Source organism: uncultured Sphingomonas sp. (genome assembly GCF_913778135.1).
GTDB lineage: Bacteria > Pseudomonadota > Alphaproteobacteria > Sphingomonadales > Sphingomonadaceae > Sphingomonas.
Genome location: NZ_CAJYVU010000026.1, coordinates 20,842 through 42,183, shown reverse-complemented (window position 1 = coordinate 42,183; position 21,342 = coordinate 20,842). Strand labels below are relative to the sequence as shown.

Here is a 21,342-nt window from a genome sequence, read left to right as displayed (position 1 = left end):
CCCTATGGCGACGGTATCGTGAAGGTTCGCGGGCGGGGTTGATCCCCGCCGGCCAGGGGTCAGATCGCGAAGGGCGCGGCGCGCAGATCGACCTCATAGCGATATCGCTCGGGGTGATAGAGGAGCTGCGCGACCTCGATCAATTCGCCCTCGGCGGTGTAGTAGCGGCGCGTCGTCTTCAGCAGCGGCCGGTTGATCTCTACTTCGAGATGGCTCGCGGTGACCGCCGCCGCCGCCGCCGCTTCGATTACCTGCGAAGCGCGCGCGATCCGTACGCCCAGCTTTCGCTCGACGGTGCGGATCACCGGTTCCTGACGACTCAGATCCTCTGCCGTCAGCACCGCGTCGACCTCCTGCCGGAAATAGAAGCAGGCATGCGCCAACGGTCCGTCCTCGCCATGGCTGAGCAATTCGAGGCGCAGCACGTGCCCGCGCGGCGAAAGGCCGAAATCTGCGGCGATCTCGCTCGGCGCCGGGCATATGCCAAGCGAAAGGACCTTGGGCCGAAGTTGCGACGCGCTCGAGAGGAATTCATCGAGCGATCCGCTAAGATGAATCGCGTGGACGCCGCGCCGCCGCTCGGCGACAAACGATCCGACACCGCGTCGGCGCAGGATCAGCCCTTGCGACATCAGTGTGTCGAGCGCCTTTCGCACCGTAATGCGGCTGACACCGTAGTCACGGCAGATCTGCTCCTCGGTTGGAAGAGCCTGACCCTCGCCGAATTCGCCGGCGACGATACGGGCGGCCAGATCCTGTTCGAGCTGGTGATAGAGCGGAATGGGGCCGGCCGCGAGTTTCATGACGAGCCAACATATCCGGCAACGTCGCCAACCGTGCAAGGCATTCGGCCCGCGTCGCGGTTTGTATCACATCAACGATGCCTCCGCCCCTCGGTTTCGGCCCCGCCCGCGCCCTGTTAGCAATCAAACGAGGAGATCGCTCATGGCCCGCTACAAACTCGTCGCTCACTCCAACGCCGTCGCGGGGCGAGAGGCTGATTTCGAACGATGGTACGAGAGCCGGCACATGCCCGACATGCTCGCAGTGCCGGGTTTCATTTCAGCCGAGCGCTTCACCGCTGTTGGCGAAAGGCCCTATCAATTCCTGGCCATCTACGAGATCGAAAGCGACGATATCTTCCAAACGCTTGCCGAGATCGGCAAGCGCGCCGGTACCGACGCGATGCCGATCAACGACGCGATTGATACGTCACAGGTCAGCGTCGTGACCTGGCAGCCGGTCGCGGCTGGCTAAGATAAAAGGGAGCATTGTCGATGGGCGATTTCGTCGAGATGTCGGTCGATGGACCGATTGCCGTCATCCGGCTCAACCGGCCCGACACACTTAATGCGATCGCGACGCACGAGGACTGCGACGATCTGGTCCGCGCCATCGAGGCGCTGACCGACGATCGCTCAATCTCGGTTGGTATCGTCACGGGCAACGGCCGTGCCTTTTCGGCCGGCGGCAACCTGAAGGCGATGCAGCAGCGCAACGGGATCGGGCCGCTCGACCAGCCCGACTCGACCCGCCACAATTACCGGCGCGGTGTTCAGCGGATCACCGCGGCTTTCATGGCATGCGAGATACCGCTGATCGCCGCGGTCAACGGGCATGCAATCGGCCTAGGCTGCGACCTCGCCTGCCTGTGCGACATGCGGCTTGCCGCGGCGAGTGCGAAGTTTTCCGCCAGCTTCATCAAGGTCGGCATCGTCCCCGGTGACGGCGGCGCCTGGTCGCTCCAGCGCGTCGTCGGCTATGCGCGCGCGGCCGAGATGTTCTTTACCGGCGATCGCTATTCGGCCGAGGAGGCCGCGGAGTTTGGTCTGGTGGGCCGCGTTGTGCCGGACGAGGCGCTGATGGATGAGGCGTTCACCCTGGCTCGCCGGATCGCCGCCAATCCCGCCCGCGCATTGCGCCTGACCAAGCGGCTGCTGCGCGAGGCCCAGACCCAGCGCATGTCGGAAATCCTCGAACTCTCCGCCGCCTATCAGGCGCTCGCTCATGAAACTGCCGATCACCAGGAGGCGGTGAACGCCTTTCTCGACAAGCGCGATCCGGTCTTCACTGGCGGCTGACAAGGTCAGGTTTCAACGCGTCCAGGCCATTGTTCCCTTCGCTTTGCGACGGGCGAGCGCCTCACGCTCGATCACGATTGCTTCGGCCAGCGTTGCCTCGGTCCCGCGGTCGACGACCTGTTTGGCGATCCCAACGATCTCGGGGTCGTGGCCCGCCATCATCGTCGCAAGGTCGATCGCGCGGGACAACAGCGCGTCGGCGGCCACGACCTCGTTCGCCAGACCGACGCGAAGCGCCGTCGCCGCATCGATCGGGGCACAGGTCAGCATCATCTGACGGGCAAAGCGCGCACCGACCGCGCGTGGCAGGCGCGATCCCATGCCGCTTCCCGACAGGGCGCCGATCTTGGCATGGGTGTCGGCGAAGCGCGCGCTCTCCGCCGCGATGATGAAATCGCAGGAAAGCGCGATTTCCAGCCCACCGGTGTAAGCCGCGCCGTTGACCGCGGCGATCATCGGCTTGTGCCGGTTCGCGAATGCGACGATCACCTCAGTCACGCGGCTGCGCGGCGCATCGGGCGCGGAAAACGCCTTAAGGTCGAGCCCGGCGCAAAAGGCGGGCTGCGCCCCGGTGATGATTCCCGCTCGCCAGCGCGGATCGGCATCGAATTCAGCCAGCGCCGCAGCCAGCGCATCTGCCAGCACAAGGTCAATCGCATTTCGCTGCGCCGGGCGATCAAGCGTCAGCAGCATCACGCCGGGTGCGGGTTCTTCGATTCTCAGGGTCATCGTCGTCTCCTCGCCCGCAGGGTCCTTCGGCTCGCCGCCGCCCGCCAGCGGCTTCGTCACACATCGCAGGCGCGATGCGCCAAACCGAGCCGGCGGTGCTATATCCGGTCGAAGAATATAAGGAGAGCCAAGGATGTCGCTGGTGGTCCGTTATCCTAAGGTCGACTACAACGGCGTTCGCCCGCACTGGGCGCGCAACGTCGCGTTCGCGCAGTATCAGAACGCAACCTCGCTCATCCCGACGCCAATCGAACCGTGGCTGATCAAGATCCTTCAGGCCGCGATCGAAGATCTCCTTCCCGAAGACGCCGCGCTGCGCGATGATGTTCGCGGCTTCATTGGTCAGGAATCACAGCATTTCCGCCAGCATCGCTTGTTCAACAAGGTATTGATCGCTCAAGGCTACCCCAAGCTTGCCGAGTTCGAGCAGCAACTGACCGACGACCTGAACGGCTTTTTGCGCAACCGCTCGCTCAAGTTCCTGCTCGCTTATGCCGATGGGTTCGAATCGCTCGGCGCCGTTGCCGGTGGCGTCTGGTTCGAGCGGAGCGACGGGATGCTCGAAGGCGCGCATCCCAACGCCGTCGCGCTGTGGAAATGGCACATGGCCGAAGAGTTCGAGCATCGCGAAGTGTGCTTCAACCTCTACCACGCGATGTTCGGGCGCGGTCTGTGGAATGCGGTAAAGAACGGCTATTTTTACCGCCTCTACGGCACCATCTTCGCCATGCGGCACTTGAACGGCTATATGGACCGCATGTTCGCCTACATGCTGGACGTCGATCGCCAGACCATGAGCGAGGCGCAGAAGGCGAAGCTCGACGCCGACATCAAGGAGCTGAGGGACTTTCAAAAGCGGCATACCCTGCCGCAGCTGCTCAAGGTGTTCCTGCCGTGGTACAATCCCGCGCGCAAGCGGACGCCAAAGGGGATGTTCGAATATCTACGTCGCTTCGAACCGGGTGGCGACCTTGCCCGGCCGTCGCGCAGCGCTGCAAATGGCGCGATCGCGACAGCCTGAGGCGATGACCGATCGTCCCTTCGACGGCAAGGTGGCGCTTGTCACTGGCGCTGCCGCCGGTATCGGCCGCGCGGCCACACTCGCGTTTGCCGCGCGCGGCGCAGCAGTCGTCGTCAGCGACATCGACGACAGAGCCGGCGAAGCGCTCGTGACCGAAATCGAGACGGCAGGCGGCCGCGCCTGCTTCCAGCGCGCCGATGTGACGGCGGAAGCCGATACCGTGGCACTTGTCGCCCGTGCGCGGACCACCTTCGGTGGCCTCCACCTCGCCTTCAACAACGTCGGCTTCAGCTGGGGGCAAGGAGTCAGAGAGCTGTCAGTGAAGGATTGGGACCGCACGGTCGCGGTTTCGATGCGCGCACCCTGGCTCTGCATGAAGCACGAGCTGCCATTGATGCGAGAAAGCGGCGGCGGCGCGATCGTCAACACCGCATCGATGGCCGGGATCGCCTATGCGCCCGACGCCAACATCGCCTATTCGGCGGCGAAGGCGGGTGTGATCCAGATGACCCGCTACGCCGCCAATGCGGTCGCCGCCGATGGCATCCGCGTCAATTGCGTGTCCCCCGGCCTCACCCGCACTGCCGCGGTTGAGCGCTTTCTCGACGCCGAGCAGCAGCGCAAACTGGCCGCGCAGACCCAGCCGATCGGTCGGATCATCGAACCAGCAGAAATCGCCGACGCCGTGATGTGGCTATGCTCGTCCGGCGCCGCGATGGTGACGGGTGAGAACATCTGTGTCGCCGGCGGTCAGCAGGCGCGCTGAGCGAAATCAAACACCGCTTCCCAAAGGTAGAAACGAATGAACGCGATCAGCAAGATTCAGGACTTCAACGACCCCCACTATAATCCGTTCACCGCGATGAAGGACGCGGGCGAGGGATCGATCAGCGACTTCTATCCGGAATTGAAGCGACTGCGTGACCAAAGCCCGGTTTTCGATGGCGATCTGCGCCGGCATTTCGGGCTGCATGGCGACCTGACGATGGCGCACCTGCGGCATGTGGCGGTCCTCGGCTACAAGGAGGTCAAGGACGTCTTGCTCGCCCCGAAACTGTATTCGAACACGGTCTACGGACACAATATGGGTGTCTTCTTCGGTGATTCGATCACCATCATGGATAATCCGGACCACGCCAGGTACCGGCAGCTCTTCCAGAAGGCGTTTATGCCCAAGATGATTGCCAGCTGGGGCGAACATCTAATCCCCCGGATGATCAATGACCTGATCGATGGTTTTGAAGGAAGAGGCCGCGCCGAACTGATCAGCGAATTCACGCTCCATTTCCCGTTCCATTTTATTCATGAGTTGATGGGCCTACCGATCGAGGACCGGGCTGTTTTCCACAAGCTAGCCTTCGGTCAGATCGCAATTACCTTTGACACGGAACACGGCATGGACGCCGTCACCAAGCTGAAGGATTATCTGACGGCCGTCGTACACGACCGCCGCGACAATCCACGTGAGGGTGATTTCATGTCGACGATCGCCACCGCTGAGGTCGATGGGGAGCGGCTACCCGACAATGTCGTTATCTCGTTTTTCCGCCAGCTGATGAATGCCGGCGGTGACACGAGCTTCAATGGGTTCTCCAGCGTGCTGACGGCGCTCCTCACGCATCCGGACCAGTTCGAACAGGTCAAGGCCGACCGTACGCTGGTGCCCAAGGCAATCGAGGAAGGGCTACGCTGGAACTGCCCGGTCCCGGGTATTTCGCGCACGCCCGTCGAGACCGTCGAGCTTGGCGGCGTGACGATCAATCCGGGTGACCACATGATGGTCTTCCTTGCCTCGGCAAATCGCGACGAAAAGGCGTTCGATCGCCCCGATGCGTTCGACATCAGCCGCGCGACCCGCAACCATGCGGCGTTCGGATACGGTCCGCATATGTGCATCGGCCAGCACCTGGCCCGTCTTGAAATGGTCAACGCGCTCAACGCGCTGCTCGACCGCCTGCCCCGCCTTCGGCTCGATACGGATTTCGCGGCGCCCGAGGTGTGCGGCATGGCACTACGCGGACCGAAGGCGATCCACGTGCGCTTCGACTAGCTGCCGGGCGCGGCGGACGCCGGCCCGCCGCCTCCCTATTCGATGGTAAACCGAGGAGCGCGCTTTTCGATGAATGCGTTGCGCTTCTCGGCAGCGTCGGCGGTCGATTGCGCGATCTGGACCGCTCTAGCCTCCAGCTCGATCGCCGCCTCCAGGCTGCCCGCACTCTGGTTCAACCAGAGCGACTGCTTCGTCAGCGCGATGCCCAGCGGCACGTTGGCTGCGACGGCGCGCGCGATCAACAGCGCCTCGTCTATCAGCCGATCGTCATCCACCGTGCGCAGGACCAGGCCGATCCGCTCGGCCTCGTCGGCCGGCACCGGCCGTGCGGTCAGCAGCAGTTCCGCCGCGCGCTGGCTCCCGATCGCGCGCGACATCATGTAGGACAGGCCGAGTTCGGCCCCGGTCGCAGCATTGTGGATCGTGTTGACGAACTTCGCCGATCGCGCTGCGATGGTCATGTCCGACGCCAGCGCCAGCGTATAGCCGACGCCCGCCACCACGCCGTTCGCCGCGCAGATGATCGGCTGCGGCAGGCCTCTCATCGCGACCGGTATCCGTCCCAGCGCGCTCACGCTTTGGCGGTTGTTATAGATCCGGCCGCGATCCTCGCGGGCGTGCGGGTTGACCCCGGCCGCGCGCAAATCGTGCCCCGAACAGAAACCGCGCCCATTGCCCGTCAGGATCACCGCCCGGACCGAAGGATCGTCGCCGATCGCAGCGAATGCGTCGAGTAGTGCCTGGTACATCGGCCAGGTAAAGGCGTTGAGCGCCTCCGGTCGATTGAGAGTGATGCGCCGAACGCCTTCCTCGGGTGTGTCGATCAGGATCGTCTCGGTCGTCATGCGGCGGTTTCCCATTCCAGTTCGAGCTTCAGGATGCCGTTCACCATGCCCGTCGCCATCACCGGGCGGGTGCCCGCCCTAATCCGGAAGTTGGGGATACGGCGAAGCCACTCCTCGAGGAACACCTGGATTTCGCGGCGGGCAAGCACCGCGCCGGGACAGGTGTGCACACCGTTGCCGAACACGGCATGACGAATCGGGAAAGGGCGAGACAGATCAACGGTGATCGGGTCGCTCACCTTCCTTTCGTCCAGGCCGACGAGCATGTTCGGCGGCAGGATCATCTCGCCCGCCTTCAGCACCGCGCCGTCCATCTCCACGTCGCGCGTCAGGACCCGCGCCGTGTTGGCAACGCCGTGCCGGCGCAACAATTCCTCGGTCGCGTGCCGTAGGAATGCCGCATCGTCGAGCCTCGCCACGATCTGTCCGCGCACCTCGTCGTGCGTTGCGAGAAAGCGCGCGATGAAGCCGAGCATCGATGCGACCGTGTCGAGCCCGCCGAACATGACCAGCATCGAGAAGGATATCGCCTTGTCAAAGGCGATCTTCTCGCCGCCGATCTCCGCATTGACGATCGTGCTGAGCAGGTCGTTGCCCTTCTTTTCGCGCCGCGCCGCGACGATCGGCGCGAGGTAGGCACCCAGATCCTCGAACGAGGACATCCGCACCGCATTGTCGCTCGCCCGTACCGATCGCTCCGCCATTTCGCGCAGCGTGCCGCGATCGCTCTGCGGAATGTTTACCAATTCGAGGAAAACCGACACGGGGAAGATCGCTGCGAACTCGTCGACGAATTCGCATCGGCCCCGCGCGATCAGTGGCTCGATGAGTTCAATCGCGCGGGCGCGGACCGCCGCCTCCATCGCGTTCACGACCTTAGGAAGCAGCGCCTGCATCAGTGGACGGCGGTAGGGAGCATGTTCGGGCGGATCGAGTTCGAGCGGAATCTGCCTGGGCACGCTGTCGGGCAGGCGGGGCAATGTGATCCGTTGGTGCGAGAAGGTGGCGGTGTCTTTCTGGATCGCTTCGATATTCTCGGCCCGGGTGGCGACCCAGTGGCCGCCGTTGTGCGGCGTCCAGAACACGGCGGGCGCCGATTGCTGGAACGCCCGATACGCCAATTGCACATCCTCGTCTGAGCCCGGCAGGTCGTAGATATCGAAGTCGACGACACGCTCGGGCGGAACATGCGACGGTCGCGCCACCGGTCCGATGTTCGCCGTCATCGTATCCGCTCCTTTATCGTGCAGGCCCCGAGCATAACCGCGTAGCGACACCTTCAAAGCCACGATGCAACGACATCATAGCCGCGATGCCCGCCTCATCAGAGCATGCCGCGCTCCTCGGGGGTACGCGTGGTCGTATCGATGCCCTGTTCGCGCAGCACCTCAAGGACGGCACTCGTCGCCGATGCGACGGCTGGAAAGCCCGTGTAGGGAATGGCCTGGATCAAGGCTTCCTCGATCTCTCTCGCGGTAAGTCCGTTGGCCAGGCCGATGCGGACATGGTTCTTCAACTCGGCAACCTGTCGTTGCGCGATCAGGATGCCGATGACGACAAGGCTGCGTTGCTTGCGCGCCAGACCCTCCCGCGCCCAGACGTCGCCAAAGGCGTAGTCCACGGCGAGCTGACCAATCGCGGCCCCGAAATGATCGCCCGAAAGGCCGGCGCGCATCTCGGTCGCCCGCGCCTCCCCCATCATCTCGCCAAAGATCTTCAGCCCCCGCTCGGTTCGCTCGATCGTCATCTGCTGCTCCCTGCCACAAGCCGGCAGCGGGCCTTGCCCACCGCCATTGTCTCAACCATGACGGCCGGAGCCGCCAACAGCCAAGGAAAGTCGAAGCGATCGGCTGTTGACCGCGCCTGCGCGCTGCCACGCATTGGCTTGCGATCAGGAAGCAGCCGGCCATGCCCCGGAAAACGACACCCGCCTGCGCCGCGAACTGCGGACAGGTCGATGGCAGCCTGACATCGAGGCTGATGGCGGTACCGGCAGCGACGAACTGCGTGACGACCGGCACAGTGATGAAACATGGTCGTCTCTTCACACCCCCGCGCCCTCACCCCGATGCACTCACGCGCGATCATGTCATTGTCCTGGCTACGGTCGCGACTGTCGCCATCATCGGTCGTTTGACCAGCACGCTAGGCTCAAGATCGCCGATGCGATTTCGGTGCTCCCGCCATCAGGAGCTTGTGCCGGCGGTGACGTAAAGGGTCAGGCCGCGCGTGCAAGTCTCCGCCTGCCTGGCCTAGCCGGCAGGCATTCGCTCACCAGGCACACGGCGATGCCCGCCCGCCGCCCTCGTCATTCGAAACGGTAGTTCAACAGTTCGTCGCCGATGCGCCGGACGAAGCGCGCCGCGTCCGCACCGTTGATGACCCGGTGATCGTAGCTGAGCGATAGCGGCAGCATCTGACGCCAGTCGACGGCGCCCCCCTCCCCCGGCATCGGCCGCATCTGAAGACGCGTCATACCTAGAATGGCAACCTCGGGCGCGTTGACGATCGGCGTGAAGGCCGTCCCGCCAATATGCCCGAGCGACGAAATCGTCATGCTGCCGCCCGTCATTTCGGCCATGGAGAGGCCCTTTGCGCGCGCGCGCGCGGACAGGCCGGCGATCTCCTCGGCGATCACTGCCGACGCTTTCGTGTCGCAATCGCGCACGACTCCGACCAGCAGGCCGCCGGGCGTGTCGATCGCGACGCCGATATGGACGAAGTCCTTCCAGACGAGCGACTTGCCATCGGCCATTAGCGAAGTGTTGAACACCGGATAGGCGCGCAGCGCGGCAGCGACCGCCTTCACCACCGGCACGAGCAACGTCGCCTTTGCAGCGGGATTGACCGCGTTCCAAGCCTTCCGCGCGACCTCCAGGTTGGTTACGTCAACCTCGTCGTGATGGGTCACGTGCGGGATCGCGACCCAGTTGCGACCTAGAAAGCTCGCGGTGAGCTGCTGAATGCGACCGAGCTTGCGGACCTCCACGGGTCCGAACGCCGCAAAATCCTGTTCGGGCCACGGAGCCAGCGTATCGATATAGGCGGCCACCGGCACGCTCCCCTTTTTCAATGAACCTACCCCTGACCATGCATGGCGCTTCATGGGGCGTCGAGCGAGCGGTGCGGGCATCGGATACGTGATGGGAAGCCATTGGGCTTGATCGTGGCCACCGCCATTGCTTCTAGTCGGATGCGGACGCGGCCAGAGCGGATCGGCCACCGCGCGGAGATGGACATGGACCTGAAGCTCGGCGGAGAGCTCGACGATTTCCGGCAGATGGTGCGCGCGGCGGTGGCACAGGATCTGCCCGCCGACATGCGCGCGCGCCAACAGGCATTCGGCGGCTTGCAAAGCGAGAACGGGGACGCACTGAAATGGGCGGCGATCCTGCACAAGCGAGGCTGGTCGGTGCCGCACTGGCCAGTCGAACATGGTGGTCAGGACTGGACGCCGCTTCAAAAGTTCGTGTTTGAGGACGAGCTGGCCAGCGCCTGGGCGCCCGATGTCAACTGGGGCGCGACCCACATGGTCGGCCCGGTCATCTACACGTTTGGCACCGAGGAGCAGAAGTCGCGCTTCCTGCCCGACATCCGCGCAGGCCGCTACTATTGGGCCCAAGGGTTTTCGGAGCCGGGCAACGGGTCCGACCTCGCCAACCTGCGCACCGCCGCGGTTCTTCAGGGCGACCGCTACATCGTCAACGGGCAAAAGATCTGGACCAGCGGCGCGCATGACGCGGAATGGGGTTTCTTCCTTGTCCGTACCGATCCGTCGGTGAAGGCGCAGCGCGGTATCTCGTTCCTGCTGATCGATCTCAAGAGCCCCGGCATCACCATCCGCCAGATCCCCGAGATCAACGGCGAGGCCGATCTCTGCGAAACCTTCCTCGACAATGTCGAAGTGCCCGCCGAGAACCTCGTCGGCGAACCCGGCATGGGCTGGACCTATGCCAAGTTCCTGCTCGACCACGAGCGGACGACGAGTTCCTTCATCTATTGGAACAAGCGGGAGTTGCGCCGCGCGCGCGCGATCGCCGAAGCGGAGATGCTGGACGGCGTGCCGCTGGCGCAGTTGCCGCAATTCCAGTCGCGCCTCGCCCGGCTGGAAGCCGAGGTCGCCGCACTCGAATGGTCGGTGCTTCGCGTCCTTGCCGCGGAAGAGTTCGCCTATGACCTCACCGCGGTTGCCTCCACGCTCAAGGTCTCGGGATCGCGGCTTCAGCAGGCGATCACGGAGCTTCAAGTCGACCTGTACGGTGCGCTGGCAATGCGTCAGTTTCCGATCGAACTCGCCCATCAGACCCCGACACCGCTGTGGCCCGAGAACATCGCGGGGCGCACCGCGACGGCGCTTGGCAGCCGAGCAGCGACGATCTTCGGCGGAACGCTCCAGATCCAGCGCGGGATCATCGCCAAACTCGCCTTCGGGCTCTGAGGGGCAAACATGGATTTCAACCTTTCCGACATGCAGCGGATGCTGCTCGACAGTGCAGAGCGGCTGGTGAGTGACCGCTATTCGCTCGAGCATCGGCGTGCACTGCGCGATCATCATGACGGGTTCGATGCGGGTGCCTGGGCCAGTTTCGCCGAGCTTGGCTGGCTGGCGCTCGCCGTGCCGGAGGAAAAGGATGGGCTCGGCGGCAGTATTGAGGATGTCGCCGTGCTGATGATCGCGATCGGCGGCGGGTTAGTGGTCGATCCGCTGGTCAGCAACGCCGTTATCGCGCCTGCTATCCTTTCCGACGGTCATGATACCAACCTGCTGGCCGAAATCGCCGCGGGCGAGCGGCGCGTCGCGCTGGCGCATGACGAACCCGGCGAGCGCTATGGGCGCGGACCGCGCATCACGCGGCTGGTCCGCCGCGGCAACGGGTTCGCCCTGACCGGGCAGAAGATGCTGGTGCTCGATGCCGGATCGGCCGACACGCTGATCGTCACCGCCAGCATCGAGGGCGAAGACGGCACGGCGCTGGTCCGGGTCGACAAGAACGCGGACCGTGTCGCGAGCGAGGCTTATCCGCTGATCGACGGCACCGTCGCCGCCGATATCCGGTTGGACGAAGTGGACGTGACGGCGGACGCGATCCTCGTTCCGGCAGAACACGGGCAGGCGGTGCTCGACGCCGCGCACGACCGGGCCAAGATCGCCTTAATGGCGCAGGCGATCGGATCGATGGAGGCGACACTCTCGATCTGCGCCGCCTATCTCAAGGAACGGCAGCAGTTCGGCCAGGCGATCGGCAAGTTTCAGGCGCTTCAGCACATCATGGCGGACATGTTCGTTGCGGCGCATCAGGCACGTTCTGCGCTGTACCAATCCCTTGCCGTCGCGACCGCTGGCGCGCGCGAGCGCGCGCGCGCCGTCTCACTCGCCGCAATCACGATCGGCGAGGCGTCGCAGTTCGTCTCCCGCAGCGCCATCCAGCTGCATGGCGGCTATGGCGTGACCGACGAGTATGAGGTCAGCCATCATTATCGCCGGCTGCTCACGCTCGAAAAGAGCTACGGCGACATCGACTTTCATATCCGCCGGATCGCGTCGCTGGACGCGGGATGAACGCGGACTTCGGGATAGCGGCCGCACGTGCGCGGCTGTCCGATCCGACGCGACGGACCTGGCCGCTCGCCGCGTTCGGCGGTGAACGCCCGCCTGTTCCCAACTGGTACAGGGCCGCGATGGCAGCGCCGGTCGAGGAACGCCGTATCGAGGTAGAAGGCGCCGATATCGAGCTCCTCTGCTGGGGCGAGGTTGGCAAGCCGGGTATCTTGCTGGTCCATGGGTCGGGCGCGCATGCGCGCTGGTGGGGACCGGTCGCGCCGATGCTCGCGCGCGACTACCGCGTTGCATCGTTTTCATGGTCGGGCACCGGCGGATCGGCGCGGCGCCCCCGCTACGCTGTCGCCCAGACCGCGCGCGAGGCGTGGGCCGCGATGCATGCCGGCGACCTGTTTGCCGCCGATACGCCGCCGGTCATCGCCTGCCACAGCTTCGGCAGCAAGGCGGGTGCGCTGCTTGCCGCCGACCATGGCGACCGGCTGGCCGGCGCGGTCTTCATCGACGCGCTGCTGCTCGCCGACGAGTTGCATCCCGACCCCGGCCTTTATCGTGAACGCCGTTACGCAAGCCTCTCCGCCGCACTCGGCCGGTTCCGCTTCGCGCCCGATCAGGACGCCGGACACGCCTGCATCGCCGACGACATCGCCCGCGCCTCGCTTCGCGAGGAGGGAGGCGGGTGGACCTGGCGCTTCGACCCTGATTTCTACGCCCGGCTGGACTTTACGAGCGGCTGGGACGAAATCGCGCGGGCGAGCTGTGCCCTCGCCTTTCTGCGCGGCGAAGATTCGATCGTGCTCCTCGACGTCGATGTCGATGCACAGCGCCGGCAGGCGCCACACGGATCGATCTTCTTCGACATACCCGACGCCGGCCATCACGTGATGGTCGATCAGCCACACGCGCTTGTCGTCGCCCTGCGGGCGCTAATCGAGGGTTGGGCAGGCCAGCGCGCGGTGCGACCGGAACCATTGCATCATGGGAAGACCACATGACCCAGACGGCCGCCATCGACGCGCGCCTGTTCCGACAGGCGCTCGGCTCGTTCGTCACGGGCGTGACGATCGTCACGACCTGTGATCCCGACGGCCGTCCCGTCGGGCTCACCGCTAACAGCTTCAATTCGGTATCGCTCGATCCGCCGCTGGTGCTCTGGAGCCTCGCGCTCAACAGCCTCAACCTGCCCGCCTTTCGCGACGCGGGCTTTTGGGTGGTTCATATCCTCGCCGCGGGCCAGCGCGATCTCTCGCAGCGCTTCGCCTCGCGCGGAGCCGACAAGTTCGCCGGGCTCGACTATGCGACCGGGCCGGGTGGCGTCCCGCTGCTTGACGGATGCGCCGCGCGCTTCACCTGCCGTGCCGCGTTCGAGCATGAGGGCGGCGACCACGCGATCTTCGTGGGCGAGGTCGTCGACCTTTCGATCGACACCGCAGCACCGCTCGTCTTCCACGGTGGCCAGTACGGCCAGATGATGCCGGCCGGGCAACGGCCCGCCCGCCCCGAGGATGCCGAAGCCGGTGAGTTCGGGCGCTACTTCACCGGACACCTCCTCGGCCTAGCCTACAACGCTGCCTTTGCCGATATCCGGCATGAGTACCGGCAACGCGGAATGCGCGGCTCGGACTACACCGTTCTCGCCTCCTTGGGTCTTGGTGACGGGCTTACGAGAGACGGCTTGGTAGCACGCGCCGGCAATGGCGGCGTCATCTTGCCGGAAGACGCGATCGACCGGCTCGTCACGCGCGGCGAGGTCGTGGCTGAGGGGGATCGACTGCATCTGACCGAGCACGGCCGAGCGCAGCTGGCTCAATTGGTCGCGGTGGCGGAGACGACCCAGCGCGAGCTTGACGAACGGCTAACTCCGGCTGAGATGGCGCTATTGCACCAGTTGCTCGAGAAGCTCGCGGCGCCGTCCGCCACGACATGAAACAATAGGTGTCCGCCAGATGGCGAGACGCCCCGGCTCGTTCCATTAATCCTCTTCGGCGATCCTGACCTTCAGCCCGTCAAGCGCGTCGGTGAACGGAATCTGGCACGACAGACGCGACATGTCGTCGCGGTGTCCCGACGAGTCGAGCAGGTCGTTCTCGTCCTCTCCCATCGGCGGCAGAACGCCCGCGAACGACGGATCGACATGGACGTGACAGGTAGCACAGCTGCAACAGCCGCCACACAGCGCGAGCAGCTCGTCGAACCCGTTTTCGCGGATCACTTCCATCACGCTCAAGCCGGCATCGCCCTCGACCGTGCGCTCTTCACCCTCGCGGTTTACAACAATCAGACGCGGCATGTTCGGCTCCAGCTTAGGCCCGGTCGGGCGAGTGTCGAGCCATGCCAAAGCCAAAGCCGATCCGCATCCCCGCGGCGCAAGGATCGTGCTGGCGATGATGCGTTTGCGCACGCTCGCGAAGCGCTCCACAACGCGGCATGACCAATCGAAACCACGACAATCCGCCCGAGGGTGGTCCGAACGGTGACGCCACCCGGTTGGTTGCGCTCGAGGAACTCGACACCGACCTGTTCCGCAATCGATTCAGCGAATATGAGCGGAGCGACCATCTGTTCGGCGGACAGGTGATGGCGCAGTCACTGGCCGCTGCGACCGCGACGATCGAGGCGGGTGTCGCCCACTCGCTCCACGGCTATTTCCTGCGCGCGGGATCGGCCGGCCAGCGCATCATCTTCAACGTCGAGCGCACGCGCAACGGGCGCAGCTTTTCGACCCGGCGGGTCGTGGCAATGCAGAGCCGCGTTCCGATCTTCCACCTCGAATGTTCGTTCCACCGCGGCGAACCCGGGTTCGACCACCAGGAGGCGCCGCCGCTAGACGTGCCACCGCCGGATGACCTGCCGACGATGGCCGAAGCGGCGGACATGATGGCCGACCAATTGCCTGAAAATACGGTATCCATTCTCAAATATCTGCGACTGATCGAGGCGCGCCTCGTCGATCCAGAGCAACTGCTGCGTCAGGAGCGCCCCGCCCGCCGCCGTTTCTGGGTTCGCGTGCCCAGCGCCGCGAACAGCGCTGATCCAGCCGTCCACCAGCAGCTGCTCGCGTACCTTTCGGACTATTGGCTGGCCGGCACGACGCTCGTTCCGCATCCCGTCCGCATGACCGGGCCGGAGCTGTTCATGGCCAGCCTCGATCACGCGATGTGGTTCCACGCGCCGCACCGCGTCGACGACTGGCTACTCTACGACTGCGACAGTCCTCAGGCAGGCAACGGGCGCGGCCTTGCCCGCGGAGCACTCTACACCCGCGCCGGTGACCTGATCGCCAGCACCGCGCAGGAAGCGCTCATGCGGCTACGCTGAGCGGCGGATCAGCTCGGCGCCCTTTTCCGCGATCGCGATGACCGCGGCATTGGTGTTGCCCGACACGACCGCCGGCATGATCGAGGCGTCGACGACGCGGAGGCCGTCGACGCCAGTGACCCGAAGCGACGCGTCGACAACGCGCCCCATCGCGGCGGTGCAGCTGGGGTGATAGATCGAGCCGCCCGTCTCGCGCGCATAATCGAGAAGCTGCGCCGCGTCCGCGACCCCAACGCCGGGCAGCAGTTCGCCCGCAATGAAGGGCGCAATCGCCGGTTGCGCCATGATGTCGCGCAGGAGTTCGAGCGAGGCAACGATGTCGGCGCGGTCTTTCTGCGTCGACAAGAAGTTGACGAGGATCTCGGGTGCCGTTGCCGCATCGGGCGAGGTGATGCGCACGTGCCCGCGGCTGTCGGGCCGCAGAGGACAGACCGACGCGGTAAAGGCAGAGAAGGGATGTAGCCGATCACCCATCTTGTCGGTGCTGAAGGTGATGAAATGGACCTGCACGTCAGGCCTGCCATCGCCCGCACGAGCCGAACGGAAAAACCCTCCGGCATACCCCGCCGATACCGTCAACGGTCCCTTGCGACGCAGCGCATAGTCGAGCCCCGCCTTCGCCATGCGCAGTGGCGATCGCATGTCGTCGTTGAAGGTGTTGGCGCGCGATGAGCGAAAGACGGTGCGGACCTGAAGATGGTCCTGAAGGTTGGCGCCCACTTCCGGGTTGTGGTGGACGGGCGCGATGCCCAGCGCGGCGAGATGCGCGGCGTCGCCGACGCCCGACAGTTGCAGCAGCTGAGGCGATCCGATTGCGCCGGCCGACAGGATCACCTCGCGCGTCGCCCGCGCTTCTCGCTTCGCCCCGTCACCGATCCATTCGACACCGACCGCGCGCCGTCCATCAAACAGGATGCGCCGGACATGCGCGCCGGTCGCGATATCCAGATTGCGGCGATCGCGCGCAGGTCGCAGATAGGCGACCGCCGCGCTGCAACGGCGACCGCGACGAGACGTGGTCTGAAAATAGCCCGCCCCTTCCTGCGTCGCGCCGTTGAAGTCGGGATTGACCGGATGACCCGCCTCTGCCGCGGCCGCGATAAAGGCATCGCACAGCGGATGCGGTCCGGTCGCGTCGGAAACGGCAAGCGGCCCGCCTACCCCATGCCATTGATCGGCCCCGCGCTGTTGATCCTCCGCACGGCGAAAATACGGAAGCAGGTCGTCGTAGCCCCAGCCCGCATTGCCGACCGCAGCCCAATCGTCGAAATCCTCGCGCTGTCCGCGCACATAAACGAGGCCGTTGATCGACGACGACCCGCCGAGCACGCGACCGCGCGGCTGTGAGATCCGGCGATCGTGCATGTATGATTCGGGCTCGGTCTTGTATCGCCAATTGAGCACCGGATGGTCGAACAGCTTGCCGTAGCCGAGCGGCACGTGGATCCATGGATTGGTGTCGGGCGGCCCGGCCTCCAGCAACAGGACGCGGACCGTCGGGTCTTGGCTCAGCCGGGCGGCCACCACACAGCCGGCGCTGCCCGCGCCGATGACGATGTAGTCGTAGCTCAACGCAACCGCTCCACGACCAGATCGCCGATCGCAAGGGAGGCGGTAAGCCCCGGCGATTCGATTCCGAACAGGTTGACCAGCCCCTCCAGCCCGTGTGTGTCGGGACCATCGATCACGAAATCGCCGGCGGGTTGCCCCGGTCCCGTAACCTTCGGCCGGATGCCGGCATAGCCGGGCTGCAGGCGCTCGCCCTCGATCGCGGGCCAGATACGGCGTGCCGCGGCGAGGAACTTGCTGTGCCGGGCAGGATCGACGGTATAGTCGACATGGTCGATCCATTCGACATCGGGCCCGAAACGCACTTGCCCGGCGAGATCCAGCGTCAGATGCGTGCCGAGGCCACCGGGCTCGGGCACCGGATAGATGAGGCGCGAGAACGGTGTGCGGCCCGAATAGGTGAAATAGACACCACGGGCCAGAAACAGGGGCGGCACGTACCGCGGCTCAAGCCCCTCGATCGCCGCGGCCAGCCGCTGTGCGTCGAGGCCGGCGGCGTTGATCAGGATGGGCGCGGCGACGACGGGACCACTCTCGTCGTCGAGGTGGATGGCCCACAGCTTGTCCTCGCGGGTCACGCGCGTCACCCGGCTGGACGGCACGAGCATCGCCCCGTTTGCCTCGGCCTCGCCTAGCAACGCCAGCATCAGCGCATGGCTGTCGATGATGCCGGTCGATGGGGACAACAACGCCCCCGCACATCGGAGGGCCGGCTCCAGCGCGCGTACGCCCGCGGCATCGATCAGGCGAAGGTCCTCGACCCCGGCGTTGCGGGCATGCGTCTGAATTGCCTCGAGCGCGGGCAGTTGGCTGGCATCGTGCGCGAAAACGAGCTTTCCGGTCCGCCGATGCGCCACGCCCCGCTCGGCGCAAAAGACGTAGAGGCGTTCGCGGCCGGCGACGCACAGATCGGCTTTCATCGAGCCCAGCGGGTAGTAGATGCCGGCGTGGATTACTTCGCTGTTGCGGCTGCTGGTCCACGATCCGAAGTGCGATTCGCCCTCAACGATCAGCGGCGGTTTGCCCGCCAGCGACAGCGCACGTGCGATCGCCAGCCCGACGACCCCTGCCCCGACGACGATCGCGTCGTAGCGCTCAGTCATTTGCGCGGCTGGACGTGCCGCATCGTCAGCGTCAGCGTGGCGCAAAGCCGGCGCTCGCCGTCCGCCTCGACATGGATATCGGCCCGTGCGTGCGTGATCGTCCGGCCGGGTTCGATAACCCTCGCCTCCGCGATCAGCCGCTCACCGCGGGCGGGGCCAATGAAATGGATGGCCTGGCTGAGCGTCAGGTTCGCCGATCCCGGTTCGGCGCCGGTCGCGGCGGCATAGCTTGCGGCATATTCGCCAAGCGCGGTGGTGATCGCACCCTGAAACCAGCCCGGCTGATGTTCGTATGCGCGCCGATGCGGCAGCGCGAGCGTCACCGCGCCAGGTGCGATCGACAGCACCTCGAGTTCGAAGAGCTCGTGAGCGTAAGGGGCCGTCATCGCCTCCCGGACCCACGTCTCGGCCTCCTGCTGGTTCATCGGCCGAGGACCACGGTAGCTTGGCTCGATAGCACGCCGCCATTGCCGTGCGCGATCGCCAGCTCGGCGTCGGCCACCTGCCGCTCGCCACATTCGCCACGAAGCTGTCGCGTCGCTTCGATCAGGGTGAACAGACCGTACATGCCCGGATGGGTACAGGAGAGACCACCGCCGTTAGTGTTGACGGCAAGGTCGCCGCCCGGCGCGATCCGTCCCCCCTCGACGAAGCGCGCGCCTTCGCCCTTGGGACAGAAGCCTAGATCCTCCAGGAACAGGATCGTGTTGATCGTGAAGGCGTCGTAGACCATCACGACGTCGATATCGGCGGGCGCCACCCCCGCCGCGGCATATGCACGCCGCCCGCTTTCGGCAGCGGCCGTCACTGTCAGGTCGGCCATGCACATGATCTCCCGATGCGAGGTTTCGGCCGCCGCACCGAGGACGCGGACAGGCCTGGCCTTCAGGTCGCGTGCGCGGTCGGTGCGCGTCATCACGATCGCCGCTCCGCCGTCGGTGACAAGGCAGCAATCGTATTTTCCGAATGGATCGTTGATGAGCCGCGCCGCTAGATAGTCGTGCATCGACAGATCGTCGCGGACCGCCGCCTCGGGGTTGAGCTGCGCCCATTTCCGCGCCGCCAGCGCCACCTCGCCCAATTGCGCCTTGGTCGCGCCGAAATGATGCAGATAGCGCTGCGCCGCCAGCGCATAGGAGGTCAGCGGCGTCATCGGACGGTAGGGTGCCTCATAGGGGTTGGGCATCACCGTATTGACGAGCTTGCCCGCCGCCGATGCCTGGTTCGAGCCATAGGCGATCAGCGCGCAATCGATCGCGCCCGCGTCCAGCAGCCAAGCGGCATTCTCGACCATGGTCTGAAACGCCGACCCACCGGTGCGGTTGTTGTCGACAACCTTGGGATGGATGCCGAGATATTGCGCGAAGCTGAGGCCGCCGAGCGTATCGGTGCCGTGGCAGAAGAACAATCCGTCGACATCGAACAGTGCCAGCCCCGCTTCATCGAGTGCCCGGTGGACGGCGACGGCGGCGAGGTCCGACGCCGAGTAGCCCGGCGCGCGAACCGTGCCGAAGGTGCCTGTGCCGACGATCGCGGTCCGGCCACGTGGAAACGGGCTCATGCCGAAACCTCCGGTTCAAACACGACGAACGGCTCGCCGTCGTCACGCGTCGCGATGCGGGCGACGACGGCCATGCCGATGCGGACGTCGTTCGGGTCGATGCCCTCCACCCGGCTCATCATCCGCGGCCCTTCCGCCAGATCGATCAGCGCGACATTGTAGCTCGCCTCGGGCGCGCGCTTATGCACGGTCGTCGACGAGTATACGACGCCTCGCCCCGATGCTGCGATCCAGTGTACGGCGTCGGCGGCCGTACCAGGCACCACGGCTCGCGGCGGATAAAAGGCGACGCCGTCGGCATCGGCGGGCAACATGAAGCGACCGGCAGCGAGATGCGCGTGATAGTCGTGGTCGGGTTGCACCGGCATCAGGCGCCTCGATACGCCGGCGTGCGCTTTTCCTTGAACGCAGTGGTTCCCTCGCGGAAATCGTCGGTCCACGTCATCAGCGCCTGCACCGCCGCTTCGAATTCGAGTGCATCGTCGAGCGACTGGCCGGGGGCGTTCGAGAATTGGCGCTTGATCTGCGACAATGCGAGCGTCGGCGCGGTGGCGAAGCCTGCCGCCATCTCCTGCGCCCGCGCCAGCGTACCGCCGGGCGCCACCGCTTCCAGCGCGAAGCCGAGCGTCGCCGCTTCGCTGCCGCTGACGAAGCGACCCGAATAGGCGATCTCCTTGGCGCGCATCACGCCAACGTGCCGCTCGAGCAGCCAGCCCGCGGCCCCGTCCATCGCGAGGCCGATGTGCCGGAACGCGAACTGGAACCGCGCATTTTCCGCCGCGATCACGAAATCGCAGGCCAGCGCCAGCGCGAAGGCGACGCCGATGCACACCCCCTCGACCGCTGCGATCACCGGCTTTTGCGTATGCGCCACGCTTCGCACCATCCGGTGCAGCGTACGCGCCTTCACCATGTTGCCGCGCACGCCGCCGGTGCCCATTTCACCGACATCCGCGCCCGCCGCGAAATCACCGCCCGCACCGGTCAGGACGATGGCCCGAACATCATCGTCATCTTGGAGTCGCTGAAAGATGGTTTGAAAAGCCCCGCGCATCGCCATGGTGATCGCATTCTTGCGCTCGGGTCGGTTGATGGTGACGATGGCGACACCGCCCTCAATCTGCACATCGATCAACATCGCGATCCTTCGTTACATGCCTCTCGGACCTTCGTAGCATCACGGCCGCGGCGTACGAGAGGCGGCGCGGCATATCGCTGCTGCGATCCGCGACATCGGCATGGCGATATCGGTTCATCAATCCTGGCATTCGGCGGCCCTCACCGAAGTTTTCGCGGCGCGGCGACGATGTCCGAAGCTCGATAAGCGGTTTGGAAGGATAATCTCACTTACGGCACTGGCGTTGTCTAGGCCTCCGATGGCATCACCCACGCGTATCCCGCAGCTGCTTTCATCAACGCGATGACAGGGTGCATAACGTGCCTATCGCTACCTGAGTGGCGAGCGGCGACCCCCTCGAACTCAACGGCACTGCGCGTCGCCTTGACAT

At 65.3% G+C, this 21,342-nt stretch carries 23 protein-coding genes; 10 read left to right on the top strand and 13 right to left on the bottom strand.

What is annotated here, in order from left to right; genetic code table 11:
* Window positions 1-59: 59 nt before the first annotated feature.
* Entirely contained in the window at window positions 60-803 is a 744-nt protein-coding gene (locus QZ847_RS02805) for a GntR family transcriptional regulator (RefSeq protein WP_294352871.1), read from the bottom strand.
* Window positions 804-945: 142 nt separating this feature from the next.
* Here QZ847_RS02805 and QZ847_RS02800 point away from each other — a divergent pair, with 142 nt between their 5' ends.
* The gene (locus tag QZ847_RS02800) at window positions 946-1,257 is read left to right on the top strand and encodes a DUF4286 family protein (protein WP_294352869.1); all 312 of its coding nucleotides are present in this window, start codon (window positions 946-948) and stop codon (window positions 1,255-1,257) included.
* 20 nt (window positions 1,258-1,277) lie between these two features.
* The gene (locus QZ847_RS02795; protein WP_294352866.1) at window positions 1,278-2,081 is read left to right on the top strand and encodes a crotonase/enoyl-CoA hydratase family protein; all 804 of its coding nucleotides are present in this window, start codon (window positions 1,278-1,280) and stop codon (window positions 2,079-2,081) included.
* A 12-nt stretch (window positions 2,082-2,093) separates the two neighbouring features.
* Here QZ847_RS02795 and QZ847_RS02790 read toward each other — a convergent pair whose 3' ends face one another.
* Window positions 2,094-2,810: an enoyl-CoA hydratase-related protein gene (locus QZ847_RS02790; protein WP_294352864.1), complete on the bottom strand. Its 717-nt coding sequence runs from the start codon at window positions 2,808-2,810 to the stop codon at window positions 2,094-2,096.
* A 142-nt stretch (window positions 2,811-2,952) separates the two neighbouring features.
* Between QZ847_RS02790 and QZ847_RS02785 the strand changes: the two genes are divergently transcribed.
* The 3 genes from QZ847_RS02785 to QZ847_RS02775 are packed head-to-tail and all read left to right on the top strand — an operon-like array spanning window position 2,953 to window position 5,881.
* Window positions 2,953-3,831 (top strand): metal-dependent hydrolase, encoded by an 879-nt coding sequence (locus QZ847_RS02785; RefSeq protein ID WP_294352863.1) that lies wholly within the window; start codon window positions 2,953-2,955, stop codon window positions 3,829-3,831.
* Window positions 3,832-3,835: 4 nt separating this feature from the next.
* A complete protein-coding gene (locus QZ847_RS02780; RefSeq protein ID WP_294352861.1) occupies window positions 3,836-4,597 on the top strand; it encodes an SDR family oxidoreductase in 762 nt (253 codons plus the stop codon).
* Between the two features lie 36 nt (window positions 4,598-4,633).
* Window positions 4,634-5,881: a cytochrome P450 gene (locus QZ847_RS02775; RefSeq protein ID WP_294352859.1), complete on the top strand. Its 1,248-nt coding sequence runs from the start codon at window positions 4,634-4,636 to the stop codon at window positions 5,879-5,881.
* A gap of 35 nt (window positions 5,882-5,916) precedes the next feature.
* Here the strand turns inward: QZ847_RS02775 and QZ847_RS02770 are convergent, their stop codons facing one another.
* From QZ847_RS02770 to QZ847_RS02755, 4 genes are all read right to left on the bottom strand, one after another.
* A complete protein-coding gene (locus tag QZ847_RS02770; RefSeq protein ID WP_294193237.1) occupies window positions 5,917-6,726 on the bottom strand; it encodes an enoyl-CoA hydratase-related protein in 810 nt (269 codons plus the stop codon).
* Window positions 6,723-7,952 (bottom strand): cytochrome P450, encoded by a 1,230-nt coding sequence (locus QZ847_RS02765; protein ID WP_294352857.1) that lies wholly within the window; start codon window positions 7,950-7,952, stop codon window positions 6,723-6,725. The genes QZ847_RS02770 and QZ847_RS02765 overlap by 4 nt, the downstream gene beginning before the upstream one ends.
* Window positions 7,953-8,050: 98 nt before the next feature.
* The gene (locus QZ847_RS02760) at window positions 8,051-8,473 is read right to left on the bottom strand and encodes a carboxymuconolactone decarboxylase family protein (RefSeq protein ID WP_294352855.1); all 423 of its coding nucleotides are present in this window, start codon (window positions 8,471-8,473) and stop codon (window positions 8,051-8,053) included.
* A gap of 561 nt (window positions 8,474-9,034) precedes the next feature.
* Complete coding sequence (locus tag QZ847_RS02755; protein ID WP_294352853.1) at window positions 9,035-9,949, bottom strand: 2-oxo acid dehydrogenase subunit E2; 915 nt, start codon at window positions 9,947-9,949, stop codon at window positions 9,035-9,037.
* On the opposite strand from QZ847_RS02755, the gene QZ847_RS02750 reads away from it, so the two are divergent.
* From QZ847_RS02750 to QZ847_RS02735, 4 genes are read left to right on the top strand one after another with little or no spacing between them, the layout of a single operon-like run.
* Window positions 9,920-11,164: an acyl-CoA dehydrogenase family protein gene (locus QZ847_RS02750; RefSeq protein ID WP_294352852.1), complete on the top strand. Its 1,245-nt coding sequence runs from the start codon at window positions 9,920-9,922 to the stop codon at window positions 11,162-11,164. The genes QZ847_RS02755 and QZ847_RS02750 overlap by 30 nt on opposite strands.
* Window positions 11,165-11,173: 9 nt before the next feature.
* Window positions 11,174-12,286, top strand: a complete 1,113-nt coding sequence (locus tag QZ847_RS02745; protein ID WP_294352850.1) for an acyl-CoA dehydrogenase family protein — start codon at window positions 11,174-11,176, stop codon at window positions 12,284-12,286.
* Window positions 12,283-13,278: an alpha/beta hydrolase gene (locus QZ847_RS02740; RefSeq protein WP_366930164.1), complete on the top strand. Its 996-nt coding sequence runs from the start codon at window positions 12,283-12,285 to the stop codon at window positions 13,276-13,278. Before QZ847_RS02745 ends, QZ847_RS02740 begins: the two co-directional genes overlap by 4 nt.
* Complete coding sequence (locus QZ847_RS02735) at window positions 13,275-14,210, top strand: flavin reductase (protein WP_294352849.1); 936 nt, start codon at window positions 13,275-13,277, stop codon at window positions 14,208-14,210. The genes QZ847_RS02740 and QZ847_RS02735 overlap by 4 nt, the downstream gene beginning before the upstream one ends.
* A gap of 45 nt (window positions 14,211-14,255) precedes the next feature.
* On the opposite strand, the gene QZ847_RS02730 is transcribed toward QZ847_RS02735, so the two are convergent.
* The gene (locus QZ847_RS02730; RefSeq protein ID WP_294352875.1) at window positions 14,256-14,573 is read right to left on the bottom strand and encodes a 2Fe-2S iron-sulfur cluster-binding protein; all 318 of its coding nucleotides are present in this window, start codon (window positions 14,571-14,573) and stop codon (window positions 14,256-14,258) included.
* Window positions 14,574-14,710: 137 nt separating this feature from the next.
* Between QZ847_RS02730 and QZ847_RS02725 the strand changes: the two genes are divergently transcribed.
* Window positions 14,711-15,601, top strand: a complete 891-nt coding sequence (locus tag QZ847_RS02725) for an acyl-CoA thioesterase II (RefSeq protein ID WP_294352847.1) — start codon at window positions 14,711-14,713, stop codon at window positions 15,599-15,601.
* Here the strand turns inward: QZ847_RS02725 and QZ847_RS02720 are convergent.
* The 6 genes from QZ847_RS02720 to QZ847_RS02695 are packed head-to-tail and all read right to left on the bottom strand — an operon-like array spanning window position 15,593 to window position 20,972.
* Complete coding sequence (locus tag QZ847_RS02720; protein ID WP_294352845.1) at window positions 15,593-17,173, bottom strand: choline dehydrogenase; 1,581 nt, start codon at window positions 17,171-17,173, stop codon at window positions 15,593-15,595. The genes QZ847_RS02725 and QZ847_RS02720 overlap by 9 nt on opposite strands.
* Window positions 17,170-18,273, bottom strand: coding sequence for an NAD(P)/FAD-dependent oxidoreductase (locus QZ847_RS02715; protein WP_294352843.1), 1,104 nt, complete (start codon window positions 18,271-18,273; stop codon window positions 17,170-17,172). Before QZ847_RS02715 ends, QZ847_RS02720 begins: the two co-directional genes overlap by 4 nt.
* Window positions 18,270-18,698: a PaaI family thioesterase gene (locus QZ847_RS02710; RefSeq protein ID WP_294190284.1), complete on the bottom strand. Its 429-nt coding sequence runs from the start codon at window positions 18,696-18,698 to the stop codon at window positions 18,270-18,272. Before QZ847_RS02710 ends, QZ847_RS02715 begins: the two co-directional genes overlap by 4 nt.
* Window positions 18,695-19,834, bottom strand: coding sequence for an acetyl-CoA acetyltransferase (locus QZ847_RS02705; protein WP_294352841.1), 1,140 nt, complete (start codon window positions 19,832-19,834; stop codon window positions 18,695-18,697). The genes QZ847_RS02710 and QZ847_RS02705 overlap by 4 nt, the downstream gene beginning before the upstream one ends.
* A complete protein-coding gene (locus QZ847_RS02700) occupies window positions 19,831-20,202 on the bottom strand; it encodes an OB-fold domain-containing protein (protein ID WP_294352839.1) in 372 nt (123 codons plus the stop codon). Before QZ847_RS02700 ends, QZ847_RS02705 begins: the two co-directional genes overlap by 4 nt.
* Window positions 20,202-20,972, bottom strand: a complete 771-nt coding sequence (locus QZ847_RS02695) for an enoyl-CoA hydratase-related protein (RefSeq protein WP_294190281.1) — start codon at window positions 20,970-20,972, stop codon at window positions 20,202-20,204. Before QZ847_RS02695 ends, QZ847_RS02700 begins: the two co-directional genes overlap by 1 nt.
* Window positions 20,973-21,342 lie beyond the last annotated feature (370 nt).

Bases quoted from the DNA above. Each gene is read 5' to 3' on its own strand.
- QZ847_RS02805 (WP_294352871.1), bottom strand. From the start codon at position 803: ATGAAACTCGCGGCCGGCCCCATTCCGCTCTATCACCAGCTCGAACAG.
- QZ847_RS02800 (WP_294352869.1), top strand. From the start codon at position 946: ATGGCCCGCTACAAACTCGTCGCTCACTCCAACGCCGTCGCGGGGCGA.
- QZ847_RS02795 (WP_294352866.1), top strand. From the start codon at position 1,278: ATGGGCGATTTCGTCGAGATGTCGGTCGATGGACCGATTGCCGTCATC.
- QZ847_RS02790 (WP_294352864.1), bottom strand. From the start codon at position 2,810: ATGACCCTGAGAATCGAAGAACCCGCACCCGGCGTGATGCTGCTGACG.
- QZ847_RS02780 (WP_294352861.1), top strand. From the start codon at position 3,836: ATGACCGATCGTCCCTTCGACGGCAAGGTGGCGCTTGTCACTGGCGCT.
- QZ847_RS02775 (WP_294352859.1), top strand. From the start codon at position 4,634: ATGAACGCGATCAGCAAGATTCAGGACTTCAACGACCCCCACTATAAT.
- QZ847_RS02770 (WP_294193237.1), bottom strand. From the start codon at position 6,726: ATGACGACCGAGACGATCCTGATCGACACACCCGAGGAAGGCGTTCGG.
- QZ847_RS02765 (WP_294352857.1), bottom strand. From the start codon at position 7,952: ATGACGGCGAACATCGGACCGGTGGCGCGACCGTCGCATGTTCCGCCC.
- QZ847_RS02760 (WP_294352855.1), bottom strand. From the start codon at position 8,473: ATGACGATCGAGCGAACCGAGCGGGGGCTGAAGATCTTTGGCGAGATG.
- QZ847_RS02750 (WP_294352852.1), top strand. From the start codon at position 9,920: ATGCGGACGCGGCCAGAGCGGATCGGCCACCGCGCGGAGATGGACATG.
- QZ847_RS02745 (WP_294352850.1), top strand. From the start codon at position 11,174: ATGGATTTCAACCTTTCCGACATGCAGCGGATGCTGCTCGACAGTGCA.
- QZ847_RS02740 (WP_366930164.1), top strand. From the start codon at position 12,283: ATGAACGCGGACTTCGGGATAGCGGCCGCACGTGCGCGGCTGTCCGAT.
- QZ847_RS02735 (WP_294352849.1), top strand. From the start codon at position 13,275: ATGACCCAGACGGCCGCCATCGACGCGCGCCTGTTCCGACAGGCGCTC.
- QZ847_RS02730 (WP_294352875.1), bottom strand. From the start codon at position 14,573: ATGCCGCGTCTGATTGTTGTAAACCGCGAGGGTGAAGAGCGCACGGTC.
- QZ847_RS02725 (WP_294352847.1), top strand. From the start codon at position 14,711: ATGACCAATCGAAACCACGACAATCCGCCCGAGGGTGGTCCGAACGGT.
- QZ847_RS02715 (WP_294352843.1), bottom strand. From the start codon at position 18,273: ATGACTGAGCGCTACGACGCGATCGTCGTCGGGGCAGGGGTCGTCGGG.
- QZ847_RS02710 (WP_294190284.1), bottom strand. From the start codon at position 18,698: ATGAACCAGCAGGAGGCCGAGACGTGGGTCCGGGAGGCGATGACGGCC.
- QZ847_RS02705 (WP_294352841.1), bottom strand. From the start codon at position 19,834: ATGAGCCCGTTTCCACGTGGCCGGACCGCGATCGTCGGCACAGGCACC.
- QZ847_RS02700 (WP_294352839.1), bottom strand. From the start codon at position 20,202: ATGCCGGTGCAACCCGACCACGACTATCACGCGCATCTCGCTGCCGGT.
- QZ847_RS02695 (WP_294190281.1), bottom strand. From the start codon at position 20,972: ATGTTGATCGATGTGCAGATTGAGGGCGGTGTCGCCATCGTCACCATC.